This window comes from Fictibacillus nanhaiensis (assembly GCF_042686385.1).
Lineage (GTDB): Bacteria > Bacillota > Bacilli > Bacillales > Fictibacillaceae > Fictibacillus > Fictibacillus nanhaiensis.
Map to the genome: position 1 here is coordinate 2767612 of NZ_JBHUPF010000006.1, position 19278 is coordinate 2786889.

Genomic DNA, 19278 nt, shown 5'->3' on the forward strand with positions numbered 1-19278 from the left:
CAAAACAGTGAGTCGCGATCATCCTCTCTTTACTCACAAAACCATTTAAACGAAGCAAAAAAACACTTGCAACCCAAAAGTCACAAGTGTTTTCTCTCTTTACTTTTTGTTTCAACTTCACTCAGCCCTCTTGTTAACTGATCAGGATCAAGATCTTCACCAATAAATACAAGTCTTAGCGGCATCTTCATCAATTCTTTCTCATAAGTAGGCAAACCATATGAGTATTGAAAAAGATAAATTTGATTTACAAATTGAATGTACCCTTTAATTCTGTAGATCGATGAAGGTACGTTTCGTAGCCAGCTTTCAAACAACTCTTTATTGATAGATCCTTTAAATGAAAAGATAAATGTTTTCACTTTAAGTTTATCAGTGGATACAGATTGATGTTCTGATCGTTTTTTTAAAGAAAGTGTAAAAAGTTGAGACAGTTCTACCTTCGCAAAATCTGTTAACGCAAATGGAGTTCCTTCGTTCAATCTTATTGCGTCATTCGTAAGCAGCATCTTCTCTTTCTCCGTCAAACCGCTTGTTTTATTCCACACGATATAATCTGCGTGCTTAACCTGCTCAAGCATGAGCATTCTAGCCTGAACATTCATACTTTCTCGGTCCAGCCACCTTGGTGCGTCCATGATTGAAATGATTCCTGATACCTGTAAGTCGTCGATTAGATACGGTGACAAACAAGCATCAAGAACATCGACCGGATGAGCTACACCTGTTGCTTCAATGATCAAAGTGTCAAGTTCATTTTCCTTACAAAGTCCAAAAAGCTGTTTTTCAAGCTGATCAGATAATGAACAGCAAATACAGCCGTTGAGAAGTTCTTTAAGTGGGACATCTTCTGGAACAGAATCAGAATCGATTGAAACCTTCCCGATTTCATTCATTAACACAGCTGTTTTATGATTCTGCTCTTTTTCATAGGCTAACAGCTGTTTGAGCAACGTTGTTTTTCCGCTTCCTAAAAACCCAGCTAGAATGATAACATTCGCTTTCTTTTTCATCGTACACCTCGAACTTCATTTCTATAGATTTCATCAATTTCTCTATTTTAACACAAACAAAAAAACAGCCGTTTTACAGGCTGTTAACATTTAGTTTAGCTAATAATTTTTTTATGATATCAAGGCTTACTTCTTCCCAAAGTGCATGGTCAGTCGTAAACAAACTAGAGATTCGATCAGCAAATAACTTGAAGGCTTTTTCGTAACGTGGATCCTCTTTTGAAGGTATCTTCTTTTTGCGCTCTTCGACTATTTGTTGCAATTTCGGCGCACGCGGTCCCCACTTTACAACTTCTTTTCCCTTCTCATCAATGAAGATGATGATAGGAATTGATTTTGCTTTTGCTGTTAAGTACCGATCCATTAATTCCGGATGCTGGTCGCGTAAGATAAAGCGAATATCAATAAGTGCTTCATCTGCCATGCGCATAAAAACAGGAAGATTCAACATTGCATCGCCACACCAATCTTCGGTAATCACGATTGCTCTCAACCGGTTTTTTTGGATGCCTTGCAACGCATCTTTCATAGGTTCAGGTAGCACGAATGAATTATATATCGTCAGCAAGTTGTCCTTGTGTGTTTTCATTGAATGGATATATGCATAGCGCGTCATGCCTTTATCAAACCATGTATTGAGGTCAGTCATCATCCTGTGTTCCTCCCTGTTTATCTTCTATTCTTATTTTAACCAAACAAGGGGGAGTTGTGGCAACGAAAACGCCTTACATTTATTTTTTTAGTTCTTTTAACCTGCTCTGAGCTTTTTCTGGAGTTGGGAAACAGCGAATAAAAGCAGGTATCTCTCATTCGGCGTTAACCGGAGCCAGTCCTTCGCTTTGTACTTCATACTGATTTCCACCTTTCACTAACATTTATCATACCGTATCTTACTAATACCTCTTTTCACATAAAAAGAAACTTTTTTTCACACATAAGTTTTCGTCATTTATTGAGGAATTTCGCATTATTGCTCTTATTTTCTTTTTTCTTCTATAATTTTTTTCGAAAGAAGACGGGTTTCTTTTCATAAAAATAAGGGAATGGATACAAAAACAAGGGGAGGGGTTATATGGTATGAAAATGCTTAGCGAAGATGTCAAAACTTTATTCTTCACAGACGATGGGAAGATTCCGAATCATCCTTCCTTGCCCGTTTTGCTTTACGTAGGTAAATTAAAAGAGCCACAGGATGCATTAGACGTTTTTGAACAAAACGGCTGGACAAATGGTTGGAAGAACGGTGTTTTTGATTATCATCATTATCATAGCAATACACATGAAGTTCTCGGTGTTATAAGCGGTGAGGCTGTTCTTCTTCTTGGAGGAGAGGATGGTGTGTCTGTTACTGTTTCAAAAGGTGATGTCATCGTTCTCCCTGCTGGTACTGGACATAAATGCATCGGAAGCAGCACGGATTTCAAAGTAGCTGGAGCGTACCCGAACGGTATGGAGCACAACTTAAAAAAAGGGGAACCTAATGATCGACCAGCTGTATTAGATGATATTATGCTCGTACCTTTACCTGATAAAGATCCTCTTTTTGGAAGTGATGGTCCTCTGATGGAACTGTGGAAAAGTTAAAGAATATATGCAGAGAGTGCCCTCCAAAGTGAAGAGCACTCTTTTTTATATATTCGTATTTTTCCTCCACCACTTCGAGCTCGATAAAAACTCTGAGCCAAGTGTTACTGTCTCACCAATCTGAGGTGTACATATTTTAACATTCATTTTTGTTGCAGCATTTACCGCTCTTTCAACAGGATCTGTCCAGTCATGCAGGGATAGTGTAAATGCTCCCCAATGGATAGGAATCATGACTTTGCCTCTTACATCAATATGAGCTTGTACAGTTTCTTCAGGCATCATATGTATGGCAGCCCACTTCTCATGATATTGCCCACATTCCATCAACGAAAGTTCAAACGGTCCATATTGATCTCCAATCTCTTTAAAGTGTGGCCCATACCCACTATCACCACTAAAATAAATCTTGTCACTCTTTCCTCGTATAACCCAAGAACTCCAAAGAGTAGTATTACGATCCGTTAAACTTCTTCCTGAAAAATGTCGTGCTGGCGTACAGATTAATGAAAATCCTGCGGTTTGTATCTCATCCCACCAGTTACATTCCTTTATACGTTCTGGTTCCACTCCCCACCTCTTTAAATGTCCAGCAACACCAAGTGGAACTGCAAATTGTTTCACTTTTTGTTTTAGTTGTTTAATGGTTCCATAATCAAGGTGGTCATAATGATCATGTGATAGAACCACTAGATCCACTTTGGGAAGGCTTTCAATTTTAAACGGCAGTTTTTTGCTGTAACGTTTGTTTCCGAACCATGGAATGGGTGATGGTGCAGAACCAAACATCGGATCAATGAGGATGCGTTTCCCGTCCATTTCTATTAATAAAGCCGAATGCCCAAACCACGTTACCCTTGTTTCTTCGCTTATTTTTTTATTTAATTGCAGTGCATTTATAGGAATAGCTTTCTTAGGCTGACGATTCGGATTTCCTTTTAAAAACTCTTTTAATACAGGGAGCATAGAGCGTAGATCGGTTGTCATCACTGTTTCTATTTGATTAGTAAAAACACCTTTTTGATAGTGTGTAAATGCTTCATAGGTGCTCCTATCATGTTTTGAAGGTTTTTTTCCAAAAACCGGATGAAACATCATAAATAAAAATACAACGATTACGATTACAAGTAGAATGCCTAATAAAAGCATAGTTACGTTCCTCTCTATTTTACAGTAATGCTCATATATTACTCCTTTTCAAATCATAGAAGCAACTTTCTAGTAAGAATTGAAAACTTGTTCCCCATGAACAGCGAGGGACCTGGAGTGGAAATCAACTATTTTAAGGAGCATCGATGGGCTTTTTTAGAGTACTAGTACTAATAACGACAAAAAAGCTGATTCATGTGAATATACTAGATTTCACAGAATCAGCTTTTATTCCATCTATTCATTTAAGCACTATCCTTTTCCTTTTTCTGAACAGCTTTCTTTCGCTTTCTTTTCTTTTTCTTTTGTAGCTCTTCTTCTTTTGCTCGGTTCTTTGCACGTCTGCTCATCTCTTCATAGATTCTAATACAAAGAGTTGCAAAGCTGATCAACAACGCCATAATCTTGTACGCCATCCCCATACACGCCCTTTCTTCCTAAGAAACGGGGCAAACTTTATGATTCTGACTCTTTCGCTGCAGCCGTTTCAATAGGAGTTCTCATCACCTTTAAACTCTCCTGATCGCAAACTGCCTTTTCTTGTGCATTTAATACTAGCAATCCATTTCCTTCTGCTTTCTTTGTTAATCCGATACTTAACGTATTTTTTACTAATTGAGCGTAAACCTCAGCTTCAGAAAGTTCACGGCCAAACAATTTTTCTTCTCGTTCGATCAATAATGCTGCTGCTCCTGATACATGAGGTGTCGCCATCGAAGTTCCAGACAGCTTAGCATATTTATTTCCTGGATAGGTAGAAACAACATTAACGCCAGGAGCAACGAGATCAATCTCATCATTCGTGTTTGAAAACGGAGCAAGTTTCATTTTCGCATCGACTGCCCCGACTTGAACTACCTCTTTATACGCCCCAGGATATGCATGCTCATTCGTATCCTCTTTGTTGTCTCCTTCATTACCTGCTGCACAGACAACAAGCACATCTTCCAATACGGCTCGTTGAATCGCTTCGTGTAACTCAGGTACATCTGTCGGTCCACCGAGTGACATAGAGATCACACGCACTCTTTCGCCATTTTTTCCTCTCCATTTTACCGAGTAATCAATCGCATCGATGATTCCCTGGTACGACCCACCGCCATCTTTACCAAGAACTCTGCAGATTAAAAGTTTCACATCTGGCGCTACACCCGCTACACCCGCATTGTTTAATGTAGCTGCAATCGTACCTGCCACATGTGTCCCATGATAATGCGCATCTTGATAATCATCTTCATTCCCATCAACAAAATTCCGACCATCGATGATTCGTTCAGCTAGCTCGGGATGACTAGTATCACAGCCAGTATCTAGTACAGAAACGACTACACTCTGTCCTCTTTCACCTTCACGCCAAAACGCAGGAGCGTTGATCATCTCGACTCCGTATGGAATCTCTTCTTTTGATTCTTCTATCACTTCTTCTAACACGAACGGGATCAAACAGACTTCACTCATCTTCATTACCTCCTTTAATTATAAAAGAATGTTTGTAAAACAAGTGACTCTTGAAAAAGACAAAAGAAATGGTGAACCTCCTTTCTAATAGGTGGCAAGACTTGTAAGAAATGAAGACTCTAGTTGTTGAACTTATTACTATTCTACCAAACTGTTAAAAGTTACCACAAGTCCTGTCTTAAAAATGAGCTATTAAGTCTACATCGACATTTTACGCAATACGAACATATGTCCTTATCCTTAAATTCCAACATCACTCGACAATTTTTGTTAGTCCTATTAAACTATGGACCATAAAAACTCCCAAGACTAGAGATCGTCTTGGGAGTTTTTAAATTAATAAGTGTACGAATTAGTAACGTACAGCTTTAGATGCATTTACACGACCTTTTGCATACAATGATCCTGTTCCAGAAACATAATCAGTCGTGTTCTCAATAGCAGCACGGATGTTAGCAGCACTTCTTCCTTGTGAAGCAAGTAACCCTGCTACACCCGCAACTAGAGGACAAGCCATTGAAGTACCAGACATGTAAGCATATCCTCCATTACGTACAGTAGAAGCGATGTCTACACCAGGAGCAGCAACATCAACCCAAGATCCATAGTTGGAGAACGAAGCACGAACGTCATTACGGTCAGTTGCAGCTACTGCGATCGCACCAGAATAGTAGGCTGGGTAGCTCGGTGCAGAAGTGTTTTCGTTACCAGCTGCGGCAACTACAACTACTCCTTTAGAAACGGCATAGTTTACTGCGTTTTGTAATGAAGTAGCAGAACCAGGTCCACCAAGGCTAAGTGAAACTACTTTTGCTCCGTTATCTACAGCATGATAGATTCCGTTAGCAACATCATCAAGAGATCCACTTCCGTTCGCATCTAATACACGTACAGCATAGATGGATACGTTTGGTGCCATTCCTGCGATACCTCTCGCGTTATTTGTTGCAGCTGCTGCGATACCTGCAGCATGTGTCCCGTGATCGTTCTGATCCATTGGATCCCAATCATCACTTACATAATCATATCCTTTAATAACTTTACCAGCTAGATCAGGGTGATTGTAATCGACCCCTGTATCAATAATTGCAATTTTTGTAGTAGATGAACCGCGTGTGATGTCCCAAGCTGATTGAGCACCTACTTTTTGAGGTGCATATTGTACTCCGTTTGAGAAATACGTGTCATTTGGAGTCCAGCTCGCATGGTATGTATAGTTTGGCTCTGCATACTCTACATCTCCACTCGCTTCATATTCTGCAATGGCTGCATCTACGTTTCCATCTTTAACTTTGATTACATGAAACTTAGGACCTTTTTCTTTTACTTCATCTTTCCCTTTTACTGCTAAAGACTTTACTTTTGACTCTGACACGTTGTCTTTAAATTTTACGATAATTTCTTGAGGTGTAACGTTCGCTTTCACCTCTGTGCTTTTTGCAGCTGCCGCTGGAGTTGCAAGAGAAACTACTAATGGTAAAACCGCTGCCATCGTGGCAATCTTCTTAATCATTTACTTCACTCCTCTAATTTGGTGTTGAACTACAATTTCTAATATAGAGGCCTTTTTACAGAAAATAAAGAAGAATTTTACTATTCTAACAAAAACAAATATAAACTACTAATTTTTAAAAGTTTTAACTTAAAATAGGAACAAAGTCATCAATCCACCTCTTTTTTTATTACTTCTTTCCTCATCTAGACGTAGATATGACCTAGTATGAAGAGTGATTTTTTTAGAATCTAAAAGCTAGAGAGTTTAAAATTTTCTGCAAGAGGAATAGCTAGAGAAGAGACTTATTATTGGAGGGATGTTCATGTTACAAACAGGAGACACAGCACCTGACTTTACATTAAGAACCGAAAGTGGAGAATCTTTCTCCTTTCACAGCCACCTTGAAAAAGATGACCGTTTTCACCTACTCGTCTTTTTCCGGGGAGAATGGTGCCCCGTATGTAACGATCAACTGAAAGAGTTAGAGCAAAATAGTGAAACGTTCAAAGAATTGAACACCCACATCATCGCGATTTCTACTGATGAAGAGCAAAACCTAAAGAAGATGAAGGACAGACACTCCCTTTCTTTTCCGGTTTTTAGTGATGTAGACCGTGTTGCGGGAGAACCGTACGGCGTCCAATATCATAACGGAAAACTATATGACGATCATGGTGAGCATGGAGAACCCGCATTATTTTTAGTAGATGATCAAAAACGAGTTGTCTACTTTGATATTCAAACTGGACCATTTGGAAGGCCTACTGCTGAAGATTTAAGAAAGACAATCAAATATATTAAGAAAACATTAAGATAAAAAAGACGACGAAGTCAGGGGTTGCCCTGATTTCGTCGTCTTTTACATTTAGCTTGTTGAAATCTTCCGCTTAATCATCCTCTGTTCCTACAAAATATTCGTTCTTCCGATAAGATAGAGCACTTACATGAGCAAGAAGTTCTTCATCGTTTTCCACTCTCACCTCATACCAAGAGGTTCGATGATTCCGTTTGATCTCTGTAGCTCTTGCCGTAACCTTGTCCCCATTTTGGCATGCAGCGAGATATCCAATATTAACAGAAAGTCCGACTGCTGTTTTTCCATAGGAATTACATGCTACAGCAAAGACAAAATCTGCAATGGCAAATAAAGCAGCTCCATGTGCTGTTCCATGAGCATTTAACATATTTTCATTGATTGTCATCTGTGCTTCTGCTGTACCGGGACCGACTTCTAATAATTCGATACCTAACCATTTTGCAAAAGTGTCATTTTGGAGCTTTTCCTTAATCTCCTCTCTAAACTGAATATGTACTTCCCGATCATCTCTTATGGTTTTCATATTTATCACCTCACTATAAGACATTCTGGGTTCAATGATTATCCCCTTCTCTTCTTACCTATATAAGGATTAACACTTCACATTCTGTACGAATACATTTACAATAAAGGAACTAAACATATAAGAAAGGTCGGATTAACTTGTCTCACTCTTCCATTTCCATTCCAAGACCTTTAGTTCGAACAAATCAGTGGTTCATTTTTTTATCTACACTAGCTACCTGGCTATTTGGTCAACCATGGTTCTTATTACTTCCTTTAGGTGCCGGCCTTCTAGGAATGTTTTTTGATTACAATCCTGTGATGAAAGTTGCCACCTTATTTTTAAAAAAGAATCCTTCTGCGTACATTCCAGAAGATAAAGACCAGCAACAGTTTAATCAGTTGATTGCTATATCGCTACTAGCAGTGGGTTTTCTAAGTTATGTACTTGGTTGGGAAACTCTCGCATGGATCGCTACGATTATGGTTGCAACAGCTTCTATCGTAGCTATACTTGGCTTTTGTATCGGTTGCTTTATTAGGTTCAGATGGCAGCAATATCGTTATAAAAGAACTTTAGACTCAAAATAACAAAAAGACCATTCGCTTTTTATTGCGAATGGTTCTTTCTTTTTTTATTGCTTTAATCACAAAGCTTTGTCTAGCATGCGTAGGTTCCTTACCCCATTCAAATTCTGCGATGACCTTACCCTCAGAAAACCCAACATCTTTTCAATATCCATTTTATTTCTTGAATTTTATACCCTAGAACGGAAATCAAATACTTACAAAAGCAACACGAAATACGAACACAGCTTTTCACAAAAAATGAGTGAGTACTCACTTGACCTTTATCACTTCATTACATATGATAATAATAAATGAGTGAGTACTCACTTAATAAGGAGGCGTATTATGGAACCTGTCATAAAAGTAACGAATGTTTCCAAGGACTATCAATCACATCAAGTGCTAAAGAACATTGATCTGACAGTGAACAACAATGAGATTTATGGATTGTTGGGTCCTTCAGGGGCAGGAAAAACAACATTGGTTAAGATGATTGCAGGAATTGAAACTCCCACAAATGGCAGCATTAGCGTTCTCCATTCATCGATGCCGAGTCTTAATATCATGTCGCAAATCGGATTTATGGCTCAATCTGATGCTCTTTACGGAGAACTAAGCGGGAGAGAAAATCTCGAATTCTTCTCAGCTATTTATGGTTTAAAAGGTCAAAAACAAAAAGAAAGGATTCATCAGGTTTCTGAACTCGTGAACCTTTCAAAATTTCTACAAAAACCAGTTAATCAGTATTCAGGCGGTATGAAGCGAAGATTATCTTTAGCAGCCGCACTCTTACATGAACCAAAGATCCTCATTCTTGATGAACCTACTGTAGGAATAGACCCCGTACTCCGGCAATCTATTTGGGATGAACTGTATAAGTTAAGCAAGAGCGGAACAACGATTTTAGTTACCACTCATGTAATGGACGAAGCGGAAAAATGCGGTCAACTGGGAATGCTTCGGGACGGAAAGCTCATCGCCTCTGGAACACCACAAGAATTAAAGAATGTTACATCAAGTGCTTCAATCGAAGACGCATTTCTCTATTATGGAGGTGTTCAACATGAGAATTAAAGCATTAGTGATTCGGATCATCAGACAGTTCATACGTGACAAACGCACACTTGCCATGATGTTTATTGCTCCTCTTTTTATCCTAACCCTTGTGAACTTAGTTTTTTCGAGCAATGACTATGAACCGAAGATCGGGGTTATAAGTGATCAAAAAGTTGTAGATCAGCTGAAATCCTCAGATCAAGCATTTACCGTTTACCAAAACAAATCGAAAGCTCATCAAGATTTAGCAGATGAAAAACTTGATGCTGTTATTGAAGTTACATTTCCTTCGACTACTATTACACTTGAAGGAAGTAATCCAACAGCAAATAAGGCTTCGATCTTAACGATTGAAAAAGCATTAAAGTCCATTCAGACTCAAGACACGAACAAAATAAAAGGCAACTCAGAAATTATTTATTTGCACGGTTCTGCTGATATGGAGACTTTTGATTACATTGGTCCTTTTTTAATAGGGTTCTTCATTTTCTTTTTCGTTTTCTTAATTTCAGGTGTTTCTTTTCTACGTGAAAGAACGAGTGGAACACTGGAGCGGCTGCTCGCTACTCCGATGCGACGATGGGAGATGGTTGTCGGATATGTTTTAGGTTTTGGCATTTTCACCATTTTACAATCGGCGATCATTGTTTCGTTTGCCATCTATGTTCTTGATATCAAGATGGCCGGTTCCATTTGGTTAGTTACTTTAATTACACTGATGCTCGCGATTACAGCACTTTCACTTGGAACCCTGCTTTCTGCATTTGCAAAAAATGAATTGCAGATGATTCAGTTCATTCCGCTTATCGTTGTGCCTCAAGTGTTTTTCTCAGGTTTGTTCTCTATTGAAACGATGGCAGATTGGCTTCAGCCTTTAAGCATGATTATGCCATTAACATACGGAGGAAAAGCGATTCGGGATGTTATGATTCAAGGCGACGGTTTAGGAATGGTTTATGGGAATGTACTCGTACTCCTCGTTTTCTCCCTTTTATTCATGTTATTAAACGTACTCGCATTAAAAAAACACCGCAAACTATAAGTTATAGCGTTTGTACTGCCTATTAATAGTGACTATAATGACTATAATGGAATAAATGTACGTTTATAAAAGGAGTAGCTTTCATGTCCAATTCAGAGTGGATCAATGACCTTATTAACGATCACGATGCTCCCACAATGAGCGATAAACAGCGAAAGATTCTTGAAGCTGCCATCGATACTTTCTCAGAAAAAGGATTTGCGGCTTCTTCTACGAGTGAGATCGCAAAAAAAGCTGGAGTTGCGGAAGGCACGATTTTTCGTCATTTCAAAACAAAGAAAGAACTATTGCTCGCCATCGTGACACCAACAGTCGCCAAATTCGTGGCACCCTTTTTCATCAAGTCTTTTGCAAAAGAAGTTTTCGAGAGCGAATATGAACACTATGAAGATTTTATTAGAGTCATTGCTAAAAACAGGCTGGAATTCGTTCGCAAACAGTTTCCTGTCTTAAAAATATTCATTCAAGAAATCGCTTTTCATGATGAATTGCGCGAACCGTTTCAAAAACTTTTCACTGAACATGTGTATCAGAAATTCAAGAAGATCATCGAGCATTTCCAAGAAAAAGGAGAGATTGTTTCTCTTCCTCCAGAAACGATCATGCGCATGACTGCATCTAGTATCATCGGCTACATCCTGCCACGTTTTCTTCTCTTTTCAGATAAAGAGTGGAATGACGAAAAAGAGATTGATCAGATCGTATCGTTTATCATGTATGGTCTTACTGGAAAACGATAACGAAAAAACAGAACCTGTTCTTTAAAGAAACAGGTTCTGTTTTTATATTTATTCTACTAGAATTTGGGGTTCGGGGATAAAGTGAGAAAGTTGAACATTAGAATCAGTTGTAGTCGGTGACATCACTTTAGCGGCAGGACTAATAGCAAAAAATAAAAAGATGATGCCAAATACCTTAACTTTCTTCATACTCTCACCTCCTATCCTTCACTCTAGCATCACAGTTTCGTGCACAATTAACATTACCCGAAACTCTATCATTCTGAAGCCTTTTTTTCCTGCGCAATCGGCAACAATGTGTTATGTTCTCTTAATAGAATGACGAACAAACAAACAGCTAGTATTAAAAAAATAATTCCGGATCCCATGAACCCATTCGAGTAGGATGGTATATCTACAGCAGGAACACTCTCATTTATTTCTATTCCTAAAAAGTACACACCGATGCCGTCACCGTCAACGGAATTTTCAGCTATTGCCCTTAGATTAAGTCCATGTGTTAATAGGATGATACCTACCAAAGAAAATAAAATACCTACTGTCCATCTCATCTTTCATTCTCTAAAACAGCTTCTTTCCGTAAAGCTTTATACGTAGGACTCAAGATACTCCAAACATCAAATGCATTCCCATCCGGGTCAGAAAAAACAAAATTCCTACCAGGATGTCCACGATCTTCAATAGTTCCTGTTTGTACACCTTCCTGTTTAAATTTAGCATGCAGGGTGGTCAATGCTTCCATTCCGTCTACTTCAAACGTTAATGAGAACCTTATGTTTCCTTTATAGTCCGTAAAGTTTGAAGTCTCACCTACTAACGATCGAACAAGAAAAAAACTTTGGTCTGCTAGATTAAGTATGGCTTTTTCGTCATCACAATAAGTGATCGTTGCCCCGAGCTTTTCTCTGTACCATCTAGCAGAATGATCTACATTCCTAACAGGCACGTATGTCGTACCCACACGAATTAACGTTTCAATCAAGGAAAACCCCTCCTCATCAAAATGAAGTATTTTATATAAAATTTCTTCTAGGAAAAGAAATATCCTCCTTAAAAACAAGGAAACTCAGTTAAAGGAAGAGAAATAGTAAAATAATAAAGTCGCTGGAGAGTGAATACATCATGAATGAATATCAATTAAAACATACAATCCCTGTTCTTCGAATATTTGATGAAAATAAGGCAAGGGAATTCTACATAGATTTTCTTGGGTTTTCGATAGATTGGGAACATCGATATGAAGAAGATTTTCCAATCTATATGCAGGTTTCACTTGGGGAATGCTCATTACACCTGTCCGAGCATCATGGTGATTCGACCCCTGGGATTAAACTAAGGATTCATGTTGTAGGAATTGAAGCCTACCATCAGTTCTTAGCTGAAAAAAAATATAAGTTTGCTAGACCAGGTCTAGAAGAGGCACATGGCTTTAAAGAAGTAAGAGTAGGCGATCCGTTCGGAAACGAGTTTTGTTTTGTAGAAAAGATCGAATCCCTTTAGTCTATACAAAAAAGACACCTGTAGGTAATCATCAGGTGTCTTTCATGCTTTATTCAAGTGCTCTTTTTGCAAGCGTACTAATAACCATATCATCCATCGGTGGGTTATGAAGTCCTGCTCGAACATCACGATAATGCCTTTGTAATGGGTTCGACATAGCTAAACTTCTTGCTCCTACAATCCTCATAGCTAGATCGACCACTCTGGCTGCTGCATTTGTTACGATGTGTTTTACTGCCATTAATTCTGGACCCATTTGCATTCTTGAATGCGGTTCGTTTACCCATCTATGTGCAACACTGTACAATACTTCTCTTGCGTGTAAGAGTTCTAGCTCCATCTCTCCAACTTTTCTTTGCACTTCCGGCACTTCTCCGATCGGTCCAGGCAGACTATTTGGTTTATACGTCTTTGCAAATTGAACAGCTTCGTTGCGAGCTGCGACCGCAACACCGATGTAACACGCTGGTATGTGAAGCAGCCAAGCTTTTGGTAGTTCGCTCTTGCCTCGATCTTGCTCGACCAATGCAGTGTTCTCGACTACTGCATCCTTCATGATAAGATCATCACTTCGGGTTCCACGCATTGCGACTGTATCCCACGTTTCTTCAATCGTTACACCTTCGGATTTCATAGAGATCATGAAGTTCCCTTTCTTACCCGTATCTCCAATCTGCGCTGAAACAATCGCATAATCTAGTGCAGGTGCCATAGAAGTGAAGGTTTTCCTTCCATTGATGATCCACTCGTCACCTTTTCTAATGGCTGTTGTTTGCGGCATTCCTCCACGCGTAGGACTTCCTGTTGCGGGCTCCGTCGCTGCTCTATTTACTAACACTTGATCATTCACTACTTTTTCACAGAGTAACTTAAATGTTTCTTCATCCCAAGTTCGTTCTTCTGCAAGTTCTAAAAAACATCCAAGGTGCCAGCCGAGACACAACGCTGTAGCCGCATCGCCAGTGGCAATTCTTTCTTGTAATAGAACAAATTCATACAAACTTAATCCTGCTCCTCCGAATTCAGTGGGAACAGTTAAAGATAAGTAACCCGCTTTTTTTAATTCTTCTACATTCTCAAATGGAAATTCACTTTTTTGATCATATGTGTCCGCTCTTTTAGCAAATCCACTTGCTAGCGTATCAATTATATTGAACCATTCTCGCTGTTTTTTTGTCTTAATAAACGTCTCATATAGATAATTCACACGACGACAATCCCTTCTTAACAAATCAGAACACTATGGTTTAGTTTATAGTGTATGTCTTTCCTCTATTAACCGGCAAGGTATTAGTCCCATATTTCCCCTTTGACTTCTTCCTGACACATTCATTGAGTAAGATTTAGTCATAAAACGGCTTGTATTAATGGGGGTTGTAAGCATTGTGAGTGGTAGCAAACGATTTTGGGATTTTTTTTATTCTCTGCTTCTCTTGACGTTATGTTGACATTTTCACTGGTTACATTAAATGTACAAGGTTCGAACCTTATGTATTTAATTCGTAACAACCATTTAACCTAGGAGGATGATTTCAGGTGAAAAAACAGTAATCGGATTTACAATCGCAGGCACATTATTAGTTGGAGGATATGCAACTACATCTCTTGCAGCAGATCAGAATAGTTCAACTTCAAAACCTGCTTTAGAAAAAAGGGAGATAATAGGAAATGGCTTTGGATATGGTCATCATTAACCTCTTAAACAATGCTTATCAATCTTTAGGAGATAAAAAAGTGATCAGCGTTGTTTTAATCGAAAACACCATTGAAGTGATAGATACAGGTACTGGTATTCCTGAAAATGAGCAGCCCTATATTTTTGAACGGTTTTTTCGCGGTGAAGAGAAAAAGTTAAATACGCGCGGCCTTGGCCTCGGACTTCCATTTAGCAAAATGCTGGCAAAAGCTTTAGGTGCAGATCTAGTTTTAAAAGAAAGCTCCTCTGAAGGAAGCACTTTTTTAATAGAATGGAAAAAATAAGGAATACACATTTACAAGAACAAATGTTCGTGTTATGATGAATTCAGGTTAGATATTCCAACGCCTAACCTCCCCACCTATTAGAGACCGGCTGACTTGCCGGTCTTATTTTAATCATCAGGTTGTCATTTTTCTTAAGTATTGAATAATATCCATTCTGCGAATAATGCCGATAAATACCTCGTTGTCATCAACAACAGGCACAAAGTTTTGCACTTCAACCAGAGTCATTAAATCTTCCATTTCAGCATCTATATGTACAGGCTGATAATCTCTATTTACCTTCATATCTTTAATGTAATGGTGATTGCTCGTTTGAAATGTAAGACCTTCTGTATTCTTAATTCTCCATAACAAATCACCTTCTGTGATCGTTTTAATATATCTTCCATTTTCATCGATTACAGGGACTGCAGTATATCGGTGGTGTTCCATCTTTTCAAGAGTTTGCCTGACAGTTGATGCAGCATTTATACAAACTACTTCACTTTTGGGTAAAAGAAAAAATGCTATATTCATTTTCTTCCCTTTCTAATTCTCGTTTTGATCAGCAACAATATGAATATCAATACCTGTTGCAATCCTCATAATATTATTTACAATTGATCCTTTTGTAATCTCTTCCCACCGACTTCTTGCTGATTGACCTAATATGATCTGAGTTATACCGTTTTCAACGGCAATATCACGAATGGTCTCTGAGATCGTTCGTTTATCGGTTTGTTCCACAATAAACGTAGCACTGAATTGAGTAGCTAGCTTCTTCCAATTTTGAATTTTCTTTCGATCTTCCTGTGAACGGTTCATAGATGCTTCGTTTGTAACGTGTAGGATGAGTAGATCAGTCTTTAGCCTACTCGCAATCCTCCAGCCTCTTCGAATTAATTTTTCGGCATTTCCACCATACTGAACGCAGACCATGATTTTTTCATGTACGCCGGTAGGACTCTGAAGGCCATTTTGTAATCTTGTTTTTCCGATTCTTTCATCAATATCATCAGCGACCTCTCGCAACGATAATTCTCTTAATGCGCCAAGATTGCTATCTGTAAAAAAGTTTGTAAGTGCCTGCTCAATTTTACTTTTGTCATAAATTTTACCTTCAGATAATCTTTTACGAAGAATCTCTGGTGTAACGTCTACTAGTATTACTTCATTTGCCATTTCATGAAGAACGTGATCAGGAATTCGTTCTCTTACTTTTATACCCGTGATCTGCTCAACAATATCATGCAAGCTTTCTAAGTGTTGAATGTTTACAGCGGAAATAACATTAATACCCGCTTGTAGAATTTCCTCCACATCCATGTATCTTTTTTCGTTCGGTGAAGTTGGAGCATTCGTATGTGCTAGTTCGTCCACGATTACTACATCTGGGTTTCGTTCAATAATCGCTTGTGTATCCATCTCTTCTAGCAATCTTCCTTTATATTGAACTTCCTTTTTTTGAACAATCTCTAAATCTCGAATAAGATCACTTGTTTCTTTTCTATTATGTGTTTCAACAAGTCCAACGAGTACATCAATCCCCTCCGCTTTCAGTTCATGAGCTTCTTGAAGCAACCGATACGTCTTCCCGACTCCGGGAGCAGAACCAATGTAGACTTTTAATTTACCTCTTTTTAATTGCTCTAATTCTCGTAAAATCTCTTCAGGTGTTTTTCGTTTATATTCTGGAAACAATCTTTATACCCCCTTACATGAGTAAATACCTCGGCCTTCTATAGACCGAGGTTTATCAACCTATTCCATTACATCTTGAACTTTCATATTTAATTCCAAGACGTTTATATGCGGTTCACCGAAGATCCCTAAACTTCTATTTGTTGTTGAATCTTTAATCATGGCTAGCAATTCTTCTTTTTTAATACCAGTTTCCTCACTCACACGCTCTGCTTGAAACTCAGCAGCTTGAACAGAAATGTGAGGATCAAGACCTGAACCTGAATTTGTGATTAGGTCTAATGGAATATCTTTTTTATCTAGTTCTGGATTTTCTTTTTGCAATGCCTTAATAGATTCCTCTGTTCTTTTCAGCATATCCTCATTAGACGGAGCATAATTATTTGATCCTGTAGCAGCTCCGTTATTTTCTATAGAAGAAACTCGACCTTGGAAATATTGTGGACTCTTATAGTTTTGACCGATTAATTCTGAACCAACAACCTTCCCATCGCTATTTTTCACAAGACTTCCATCTGCTTGTGACGGAAAGATCGTGTGTGCTAGCCCTGTCATAGCAACCGGGTAGACGATACCGCATAGTACGATCAATAATAGTGACAATCTAATTATTTTAAACACACTCATAATCCTCCCGTTCATTGTTACATGAATACTTTTACAATCATGTCGATCAGCTTAATCCCTATAAACGGGACTACAATTCCTCCCACTCCATAGATAACAATGTTTTTATACAACAATTTGTTTGCACTCATCGGCACGTATTTAACGCCCTTCATGGCAAGTGGAATCAAGAGCGGTATGATGATCGCGTTAAAGATCAGTGCTGAAATAATGGCACTCGTTGGAGAATGTAACCCCATAATATTGAGAGCCTGCATCTCTGGTATAGCAGCTGTAAACATGGCAGGTATAATGGCGAAATACTTCGCAATATCATTCGCGATACTAAAAGTGGTCAGAGATCCTCTAGTCATGAGCAACTGTTTGCCAATCGCTACCACTTCAATGATTTTCGTTGGGTCTGAATCAAGATCAACCATGTTTGCCGCTTCCTTAGCTGCTATTGTTCCCGAGTTCATCGCGAGTCCAACATCTGCTTGAGCAAGTGCTGGGGCGTCGTTCGTTCCATCTCCTGTCATAGCAACTAGTTTTCCTTTTTCCTGCTCTTCACGGATCACACGTATCTTATCTTCAGGTTTTGATTCGGCAATAAAGTCATCCACCCCTGCTTCTTTTGCGATGGTTGCAGCAGTTAAGGGGTTATCTCCTGTACACATGATTGTTTTGATCCCCATTTTTCTTAGTTCATCAAAACGTTCACGCATTCCCGGCTTAACGGTATCTTTTAAATAGATCAATCCATAGATTCTATCATTCATACAAACAGCAAGCGGAGTGCCACCTTTTTTCGCTATCTCATCACTTTTCTTTTTCAGATCTTCTGGAATCTCTCCTGCTTGCTTCTCTACAAACTTAATGATGGAGTCAACAGCACCCTTTCGATAATGAAAACCATTCAAATTAATTCCACTCATACGTTCTTCTGCTGTAAAAGGTACAATGTCGCCTGATTCATACTTCGAGGTATCCGAAGTAAACCCTTGTTTCCTTGCCAACTCTACTACTGATCTTCCTTCCGGTGTTTCATCAAATAAGGATGTTACCACTGCCATTTCAGTTAACTCTTTCTTTGAAGACCATCCTACCGGAATAAATTCTGCAGCTAGACGGTTACCAAATGTAATCGTCCCTGTCTTATCTAGGATGATGGTATTAATATCACCTGCTGCTTCAACTGCTTTTCCTGACATCGCTAATACGTTAAAGCGTGTTACACGGTCCATACCAGCGATTCCAATCGCTGATAATAACGCACCAATCGTTGTTGGAATGAGACAGACGAGTAGAGCTATTAGTGTTGAAACTTCTAGATTTACTCCTACATAATCAGCTATTGGAACAATCGTTACGACTACTAACAAGAAGATGATCGTCAACGTTACAAGCAAAATGTTAAGTGCGATCTCGTTCGGTGTCTTTTGACGTTTAGCTCCTTCTACTAAGGAGATCATCTTATCTAAGAATGACTCACCTGGATCTGCTGTAATCCTAACTTTAATAAAGTCACTGACCACTTTTGTGCCGCCTGTTACAGAACTAAAATCTCCTCCTGCTTCTTTAATGACTGGTGCTGATTCTCCTGTGATAGCAGATTCATCAATGGACGCAAGCCCTTCGATAATCTCACCGTCACCCGGAACCATGTCACCTGTCTCGATTAAAACAATATCTCCTTTACGAAGATCTTCTGAAGATACTTCTTTGATCGTTCCTGATTTAACCACTTTTTTTGCGATCGTGCCTTTTTTCGTTTTCTTTAAACTATCGGCTTGCGCTTTTCCTCTACCTTCTGCTAAGGCTTCTGCAAAGTTTGCAAATAGAATGGTGAATAAAAGGATTAAGAAAACCGATAAGTTATAACCAAATCTACCTTCAGCATCAAACTGCTTAGGCATGATCATCATGAGCAAGACAAGGAATGTTCCGATCTCTACTACGAACATAACCGGATTTTTCATCATCGTTATTGGATTTAACTTCACTATACTTTCCACCATCGCTCGGCTGATGAGGCCAGAACGAACACTCTGTTTGGATTGATTCATTTTTATCTGCACCTC

Annotated in this window: 24 protein-coding genes; 9 read left to right on the top strand and 15 right to left on the bottom strand. The window is 38.8% G+C overall.

Annotation, left to right across the window (positions count from 1 at the left end; translation table 11 throughout):
* Positions 1–80 precede the first annotated feature (80 nt).
* Together ACFS5O_RS17835 and ACFS5O_RS17840 are read right to left on the bottom strand one after the other, a co-directional pair.
* On the bottom strand, positions 81–1013 hold the full coding sequence (locus tag ACFS5O_RS17835; protein WP_205725755.1) for a CobW family GTP-binding protein: 933 nt from the start codon (positions 1011–1013) through the stop codon (positions 81–83).
* 73 nt (positions 1014–1086) lie between these two features.
* Positions 1087–1665: a thioredoxin family protein gene (locus ACFS5O_RS17840; protein WP_318300179.1), complete on the bottom strand. Its 579-nt coding sequence runs from the start codon at positions 1663–1665 to the stop codon at positions 1087–1089.
* A gap of 425 nt (positions 1666–2090) precedes the next feature.
* Between ACFS5O_RS17840 and ACFS5O_RS17845 the strand changes: the two genes are divergently transcribed.
* The gene (locus ACFS5O_RS17845; RefSeq protein WP_318300178.1) at positions 2091–2597 is read left to right on the top strand and encodes a cupin domain-containing protein; all 507 of its coding nucleotides are present in this window, start codon (positions 2091–2093) and stop codon (positions 2595–2597) included.
* A 45-nt stretch (positions 2598–2642) separates the two neighbouring features.
* Here the strand turns inward: ACFS5O_RS17845 and ACFS5O_RS17850 are convergent, their stop codons facing one another.
* From ACFS5O_RS17850 to ACFS5O_RS17865, 4 genes are all read right to left on the bottom strand, one after another.
* Entirely contained in the window at positions 2643–3746 is a 1104-nt protein-coding gene (locus tag ACFS5O_RS17850; RefSeq protein WP_205725754.1) for an MBL fold metallo-hydrolase, read from the bottom strand.
* 245 nt (positions 3747–3991) lie between these two features.
* Positions 3992–4162: a hypothetical protein gene (locus tag ACFS5O_RS17855; protein WP_205725753.1), complete on the bottom strand. Its 171-nt coding sequence runs from the start codon at positions 4160–4162 to the stop codon at positions 3992–3994.
* A 40-nt stretch (positions 4163–4202) separates the two neighbouring features.
* Entirely contained in the window at positions 4203–5204 is a 1002-nt protein-coding gene (locus ACFS5O_RS17860) for a S8 family peptidase (RefSeq protein WP_205725752.1), read from the bottom strand.
* Positions 5205–5556: 352 nt separating this feature from the next.
* The gene (locus ACFS5O_RS17865) at positions 5557–6717 is read right to left on the bottom strand and encodes a S8 family peptidase (RefSeq protein WP_205725751.1); all 1161 of its coding nucleotides are present in this window, start codon (positions 6715–6717) and stop codon (positions 5557–5559) included.
* A 304-nt stretch (positions 6718–7021) separates the two neighbouring features.
* Here ACFS5O_RS17865 and ACFS5O_RS17870 point away from each other — a divergent pair, with 304 nt between their 5' ends.
* On the top strand, positions 7022–7516 hold the full coding sequence (locus ACFS5O_RS17870; protein WP_205725750.1) for a peroxiredoxin family protein: 495 nt from the start codon (positions 7022–7024) through the stop codon (positions 7514–7516).
* Positions 7517–7586: 70 nt separating this feature from the next.
* Here ACFS5O_RS17870 and ACFS5O_RS17875 read toward each other — a convergent pair whose 3' ends face one another.
* Positions 7587–8039, bottom strand: a complete 453-nt coding sequence (locus ACFS5O_RS17875; RefSeq protein ID WP_318300177.1) for a PaaI family thioesterase — start codon at positions 8037–8039, stop codon at positions 7587–7589.
* 140 nt (positions 8040–8179) lie between these two features.
* Between ACFS5O_RS17875 and ACFS5O_RS17880 the strand changes: the two genes are divergently transcribed.
* The 4 genes from ACFS5O_RS17880 (at position 8180) to ACFS5O_RS17895 (ending at position 11428) form a co-directional block, all read left to right on the top strand.
* The gene (locus tag ACFS5O_RS17880; protein WP_205725749.1) at positions 8180–8611 is read left to right on the top strand and encodes a DUF4395 domain-containing protein; all 432 of its coding nucleotides are present in this window, start codon (positions 8180–8182) and stop codon (positions 8609–8611) included.
* Positions 8612–8935: 324 nt separating this feature from the next.
* Positions 8936–9664: an ABC transporter ATP-binding protein gene (locus ACFS5O_RS17885; protein WP_205725748.1), complete on the top strand. Its 729-nt coding sequence runs from the start codon at positions 8936–8938 to the stop codon at positions 9662–9664.
* The gene (locus tag ACFS5O_RS17890) at positions 9654–10688 is read left to right on the top strand and encodes an ABC transporter permease (RefSeq protein WP_205725747.1); all 1035 of its coding nucleotides are present in this window, start codon (positions 9654–9656) and stop codon (positions 10686–10688) included. Before ACFS5O_RS17885 ends, ACFS5O_RS17890 begins: the two co-directional genes overlap by 11 nt.
* A gap of 83 nt (positions 10689–10771) precedes the next feature.
* A complete protein-coding gene (locus tag ACFS5O_RS17895) occupies positions 10772–11428 on the top strand; it encodes a TetR/AcrR family transcriptional regulator (protein WP_205725746.1) in 657 nt (218 codons plus the stop codon).
* Between the two features lie 48 nt (positions 11429–11476).
* Here the strand turns inward: ACFS5O_RS17895 and ACFS5O_RS17900 are convergent, their stop codons facing one another.
* The 3 genes from ACFS5O_RS17900 to ACFS5O_RS17910 all read right to left on the bottom strand — a co-directional run bounded on the left by ACFS5O_RS17900 (position 11477) and on the right by ACFS5O_RS17910 (position 12410).
* Positions 11477–11617, bottom strand: coding sequence for a hypothetical protein (locus tag ACFS5O_RS17900; protein ID WP_205725745.1), 141 nt, complete (start codon positions 11615–11617; stop codon positions 11477–11479).
* A gap of 68 nt (positions 11618–11685) precedes the next feature.
* Positions 11686–11979, bottom strand: coding sequence for a hypothetical protein (locus ACFS5O_RS17905; protein ID WP_205725744.1), 294 nt, complete (start codon positions 11977–11979; stop codon positions 11686–11688).
* Positions 11976–12410 carry a VOC family protein gene (locus ACFS5O_RS17910; protein ID WP_205725743.1) on the bottom strand — a complete coding sequence of 145 codons (435 nt, stop codon included), beginning with the start codon at positions 12408–12410 and terminating at the stop codon, positions 11976–11978. The genes ACFS5O_RS17905 and ACFS5O_RS17910 overlap by 4 nt, the downstream gene beginning before the upstream one ends.
* Positions 12411–12550: 140 nt before the next feature.
* Here ACFS5O_RS17910 and ACFS5O_RS17915 point away from each other — a divergent pair, with 140 nt between their 5' ends.
* The gene (locus ACFS5O_RS17915) at positions 12551–12928 is read left to right on the top strand and encodes a glyoxalase superfamily protein (RefSeq protein WP_205725742.1); all 378 of its coding nucleotides are present in this window, start codon (positions 12551–12553) and stop codon (positions 12926–12928) included.
* 49 nt (positions 12929–12977) lie between these two features.
* Here ACFS5O_RS17915 and ACFS5O_RS17920 read toward each other — a convergent pair whose 3' ends face one another.
* On the bottom strand, positions 12978–14135 hold the full coding sequence (locus ACFS5O_RS17920; RefSeq protein WP_205725741.1) for an acyl-CoA dehydrogenase family protein: 1158 nt from the start codon (positions 14133–14135) through the stop codon (positions 12978–12980).
* Positions 14136–14454: 319 nt separating this feature from the next.
* On the opposite strand from ACFS5O_RS17920, the gene ACFS5O_RS17925 reads away from it, so the two are divergent.
* Positions 14455–14622, top strand: a complete 168-nt coding sequence (locus ACFS5O_RS17925) for a hypothetical protein (protein WP_205725740.1) — start codon at positions 14455–14457, stop codon at positions 14620–14622.
* A complete protein-coding gene (locus ACFS5O_RS17930) occupies positions 14597–14908 on the top strand; it encodes an ATP-binding protein (RefSeq protein ID WP_205725739.1) in 312 nt (103 codons plus the stop codon). The genes ACFS5O_RS17925 and ACFS5O_RS17930 overlap by 26 nt, the downstream gene beginning before the upstream one ends.
* 117 nt (positions 14909–15025) lie before the next feature.
* On the opposite strand, the gene ACFS5O_RS17935 is transcribed toward ACFS5O_RS17930, so the two are convergent.
* The 4 genes from ACFS5O_RS17935 to kdpB are packed head-to-tail and all read right to left on the bottom strand — an operon-like array spanning position 15026 to position 19263.
* Positions 15026–15427: a CBS domain-containing protein gene (locus ACFS5O_RS17935; RefSeq protein ID WP_205725738.1), complete on the bottom strand. Its 402-nt coding sequence runs from the start codon at positions 15425–15427 to the stop codon at positions 15026–15028.
* A 12-nt stretch (positions 15428–15439) separates the two neighbouring features.
* A complete protein-coding gene (kdpDN, locus tag ACFS5O_RS17940) occupies positions 15440–16591 on the bottom strand; it encodes a KdpD-like non-kinase potassium sensor (RefSeq protein WP_205725737.1) in 1152 nt (383 codons plus the stop codon).
* 60 nt (positions 16592–16651) lie between these two features.
* Entirely contained in the window at positions 16652–17218 is a 567-nt protein-coding gene (gene kdpC / locus ACFS5O_RS17945) for a potassium-transporting ATPase subunit KdpC (protein ID WP_318300176.1), read from the bottom strand.
* Between the two features lie 17 nt (positions 17219–17235).
* Complete coding sequence (gene kdpB, locus ACFS5O_RS17950; protein WP_205725735.1) at positions 17236–19263, bottom strand: potassium-transporting ATPase subunit KdpB; 2028 nt, start codon at positions 19261–19263, stop codon at positions 17236–17238.
* Between the last annotated feature and the right edge of the window lie 15 nt (positions 19264–19278).

Coding starts and splice junctions, on each gene's coding strand:
- ACFS5O_RS17835 (WP_205725755.1), bottom strand. CDS start 1,013: ATGAAAAAGAAAGCGAATGTTATCATTCTAGCTGGGTTTTTAGGAAGC.
- ACFS5O_RS17840 (WP_318300179.1), bottom strand. CDS start 1,665: ATGATGACTGACCTCAATACATGGTTTGATAAAGGCATGACGCGCTAT.
- ACFS5O_RS17845 (WP_318300178.1), top strand. CDS start 2,091: ATGAAAATGCTTAGCGAAGATGTCAAAACTTTATTCTTCACAGACGAT.
- ACFS5O_RS17850 (WP_205725754.1), bottom strand. CDS start 3,746: ATGCTTTTATTAGGCATTCTACTTGTAATCGTAATCGTTGTATTTTTA.
- ACFS5O_RS17855 (WP_205725753.1), bottom strand. CDS start 4,162: ATGGCGTACAAGATTATGGCGTTGTTGATCAGCTTTGCAACTCTTTGT.
- ACFS5O_RS17860 (WP_205725752.1), bottom strand. CDS start 5,204: ATGAGTGAAGTCTGTTTGATCCCGTTCGTGTTAGAAGAAGTGATAGAA.
- ACFS5O_RS17865 (WP_205725751.1), bottom strand. CDS start 6,717: ATGATTAAGAAGATTGCCACGATGGCAGCGGTTTTACCATTAGTAGTT.
- ACFS5O_RS17870 (WP_205725750.1), top strand. CDS start 7,022: ATGTTACAAACAGGAGACACAGCACCTGACTTTACATTAAGAACCGAA.
- ACFS5O_RS17875 (WP_318300177.1), bottom strand. CDS start 8,039: ATGAAAACCATAAGAGATGATCGGGAAGTACATATTCAGTTTAGAGAG.
- ACFS5O_RS17885 (WP_205725748.1), top strand. CDS start 8,936: ATGGAACCTGTCATAAAAGTAACGAATGTTTCCAAGGACTATCAATCA.
- ACFS5O_RS17890 (WP_205725747.1), top strand. CDS start 9,654: ATGAGAATTAAAGCATTAGTGATTCGGATCATCAGACAGTTCATACGT.
- ACFS5O_RS17895 (WP_205725746.1), top strand. CDS start 10,772: ATGTCCAATTCAGAGTGGATCAATGACCTTATTAACGATCACGATGCT.
- ACFS5O_RS17900 (WP_205725745.1), bottom strand. CDS start 11,617: ATGAAGAAAGTTAAGGTATTTGGCATCATCTTTTTATTTTTTGCTATT.
- ACFS5O_RS17905 (WP_205725744.1), bottom strand. CDS start 11,979: ATGAGATGGACAGTAGGTATTTTATTTTCTTTGGTAGGTATCATCCTA.
- ACFS5O_RS17915 (WP_205725742.1), top strand. CDS start 12,551: ATGAATGAATATCAATTAAAACATACAATCCCTGTTCTTCGAATATTT.
- ACFS5O_RS17925 (WP_205725740.1), top strand. CDS start 14,455: ATGATTTCAGGTGAAAAAACAGTAATCGGATTTACAATCGCAGGCACA.
- ACFS5O_RS17930 (WP_205725739.1), top strand. CDS start 14,597: ATGGCTTTGGATATGGTCATCATTAACCTCTTAAACAATGCTTATCAA.
- ACFS5O_RS17935 (WP_205725738.1), bottom strand. CDS start 15,427: ATGAATATAGCATTTTTTCTTTTACCCAAAAGTGAAGTAGTTTGTATA.
- kdpC (WP_318300176.1), bottom strand. CDS start 17,218: ATGAGTGTGTTTAAAATAATTAGATTGTCACTATTATTGATCGTACTA.
- kdpB (WP_205725735.1), bottom strand. CDS start 19,263: ATGAATCAATCCAAACAGAGTGTTCGTTCTGGCCTCATCAGCCGAGCG.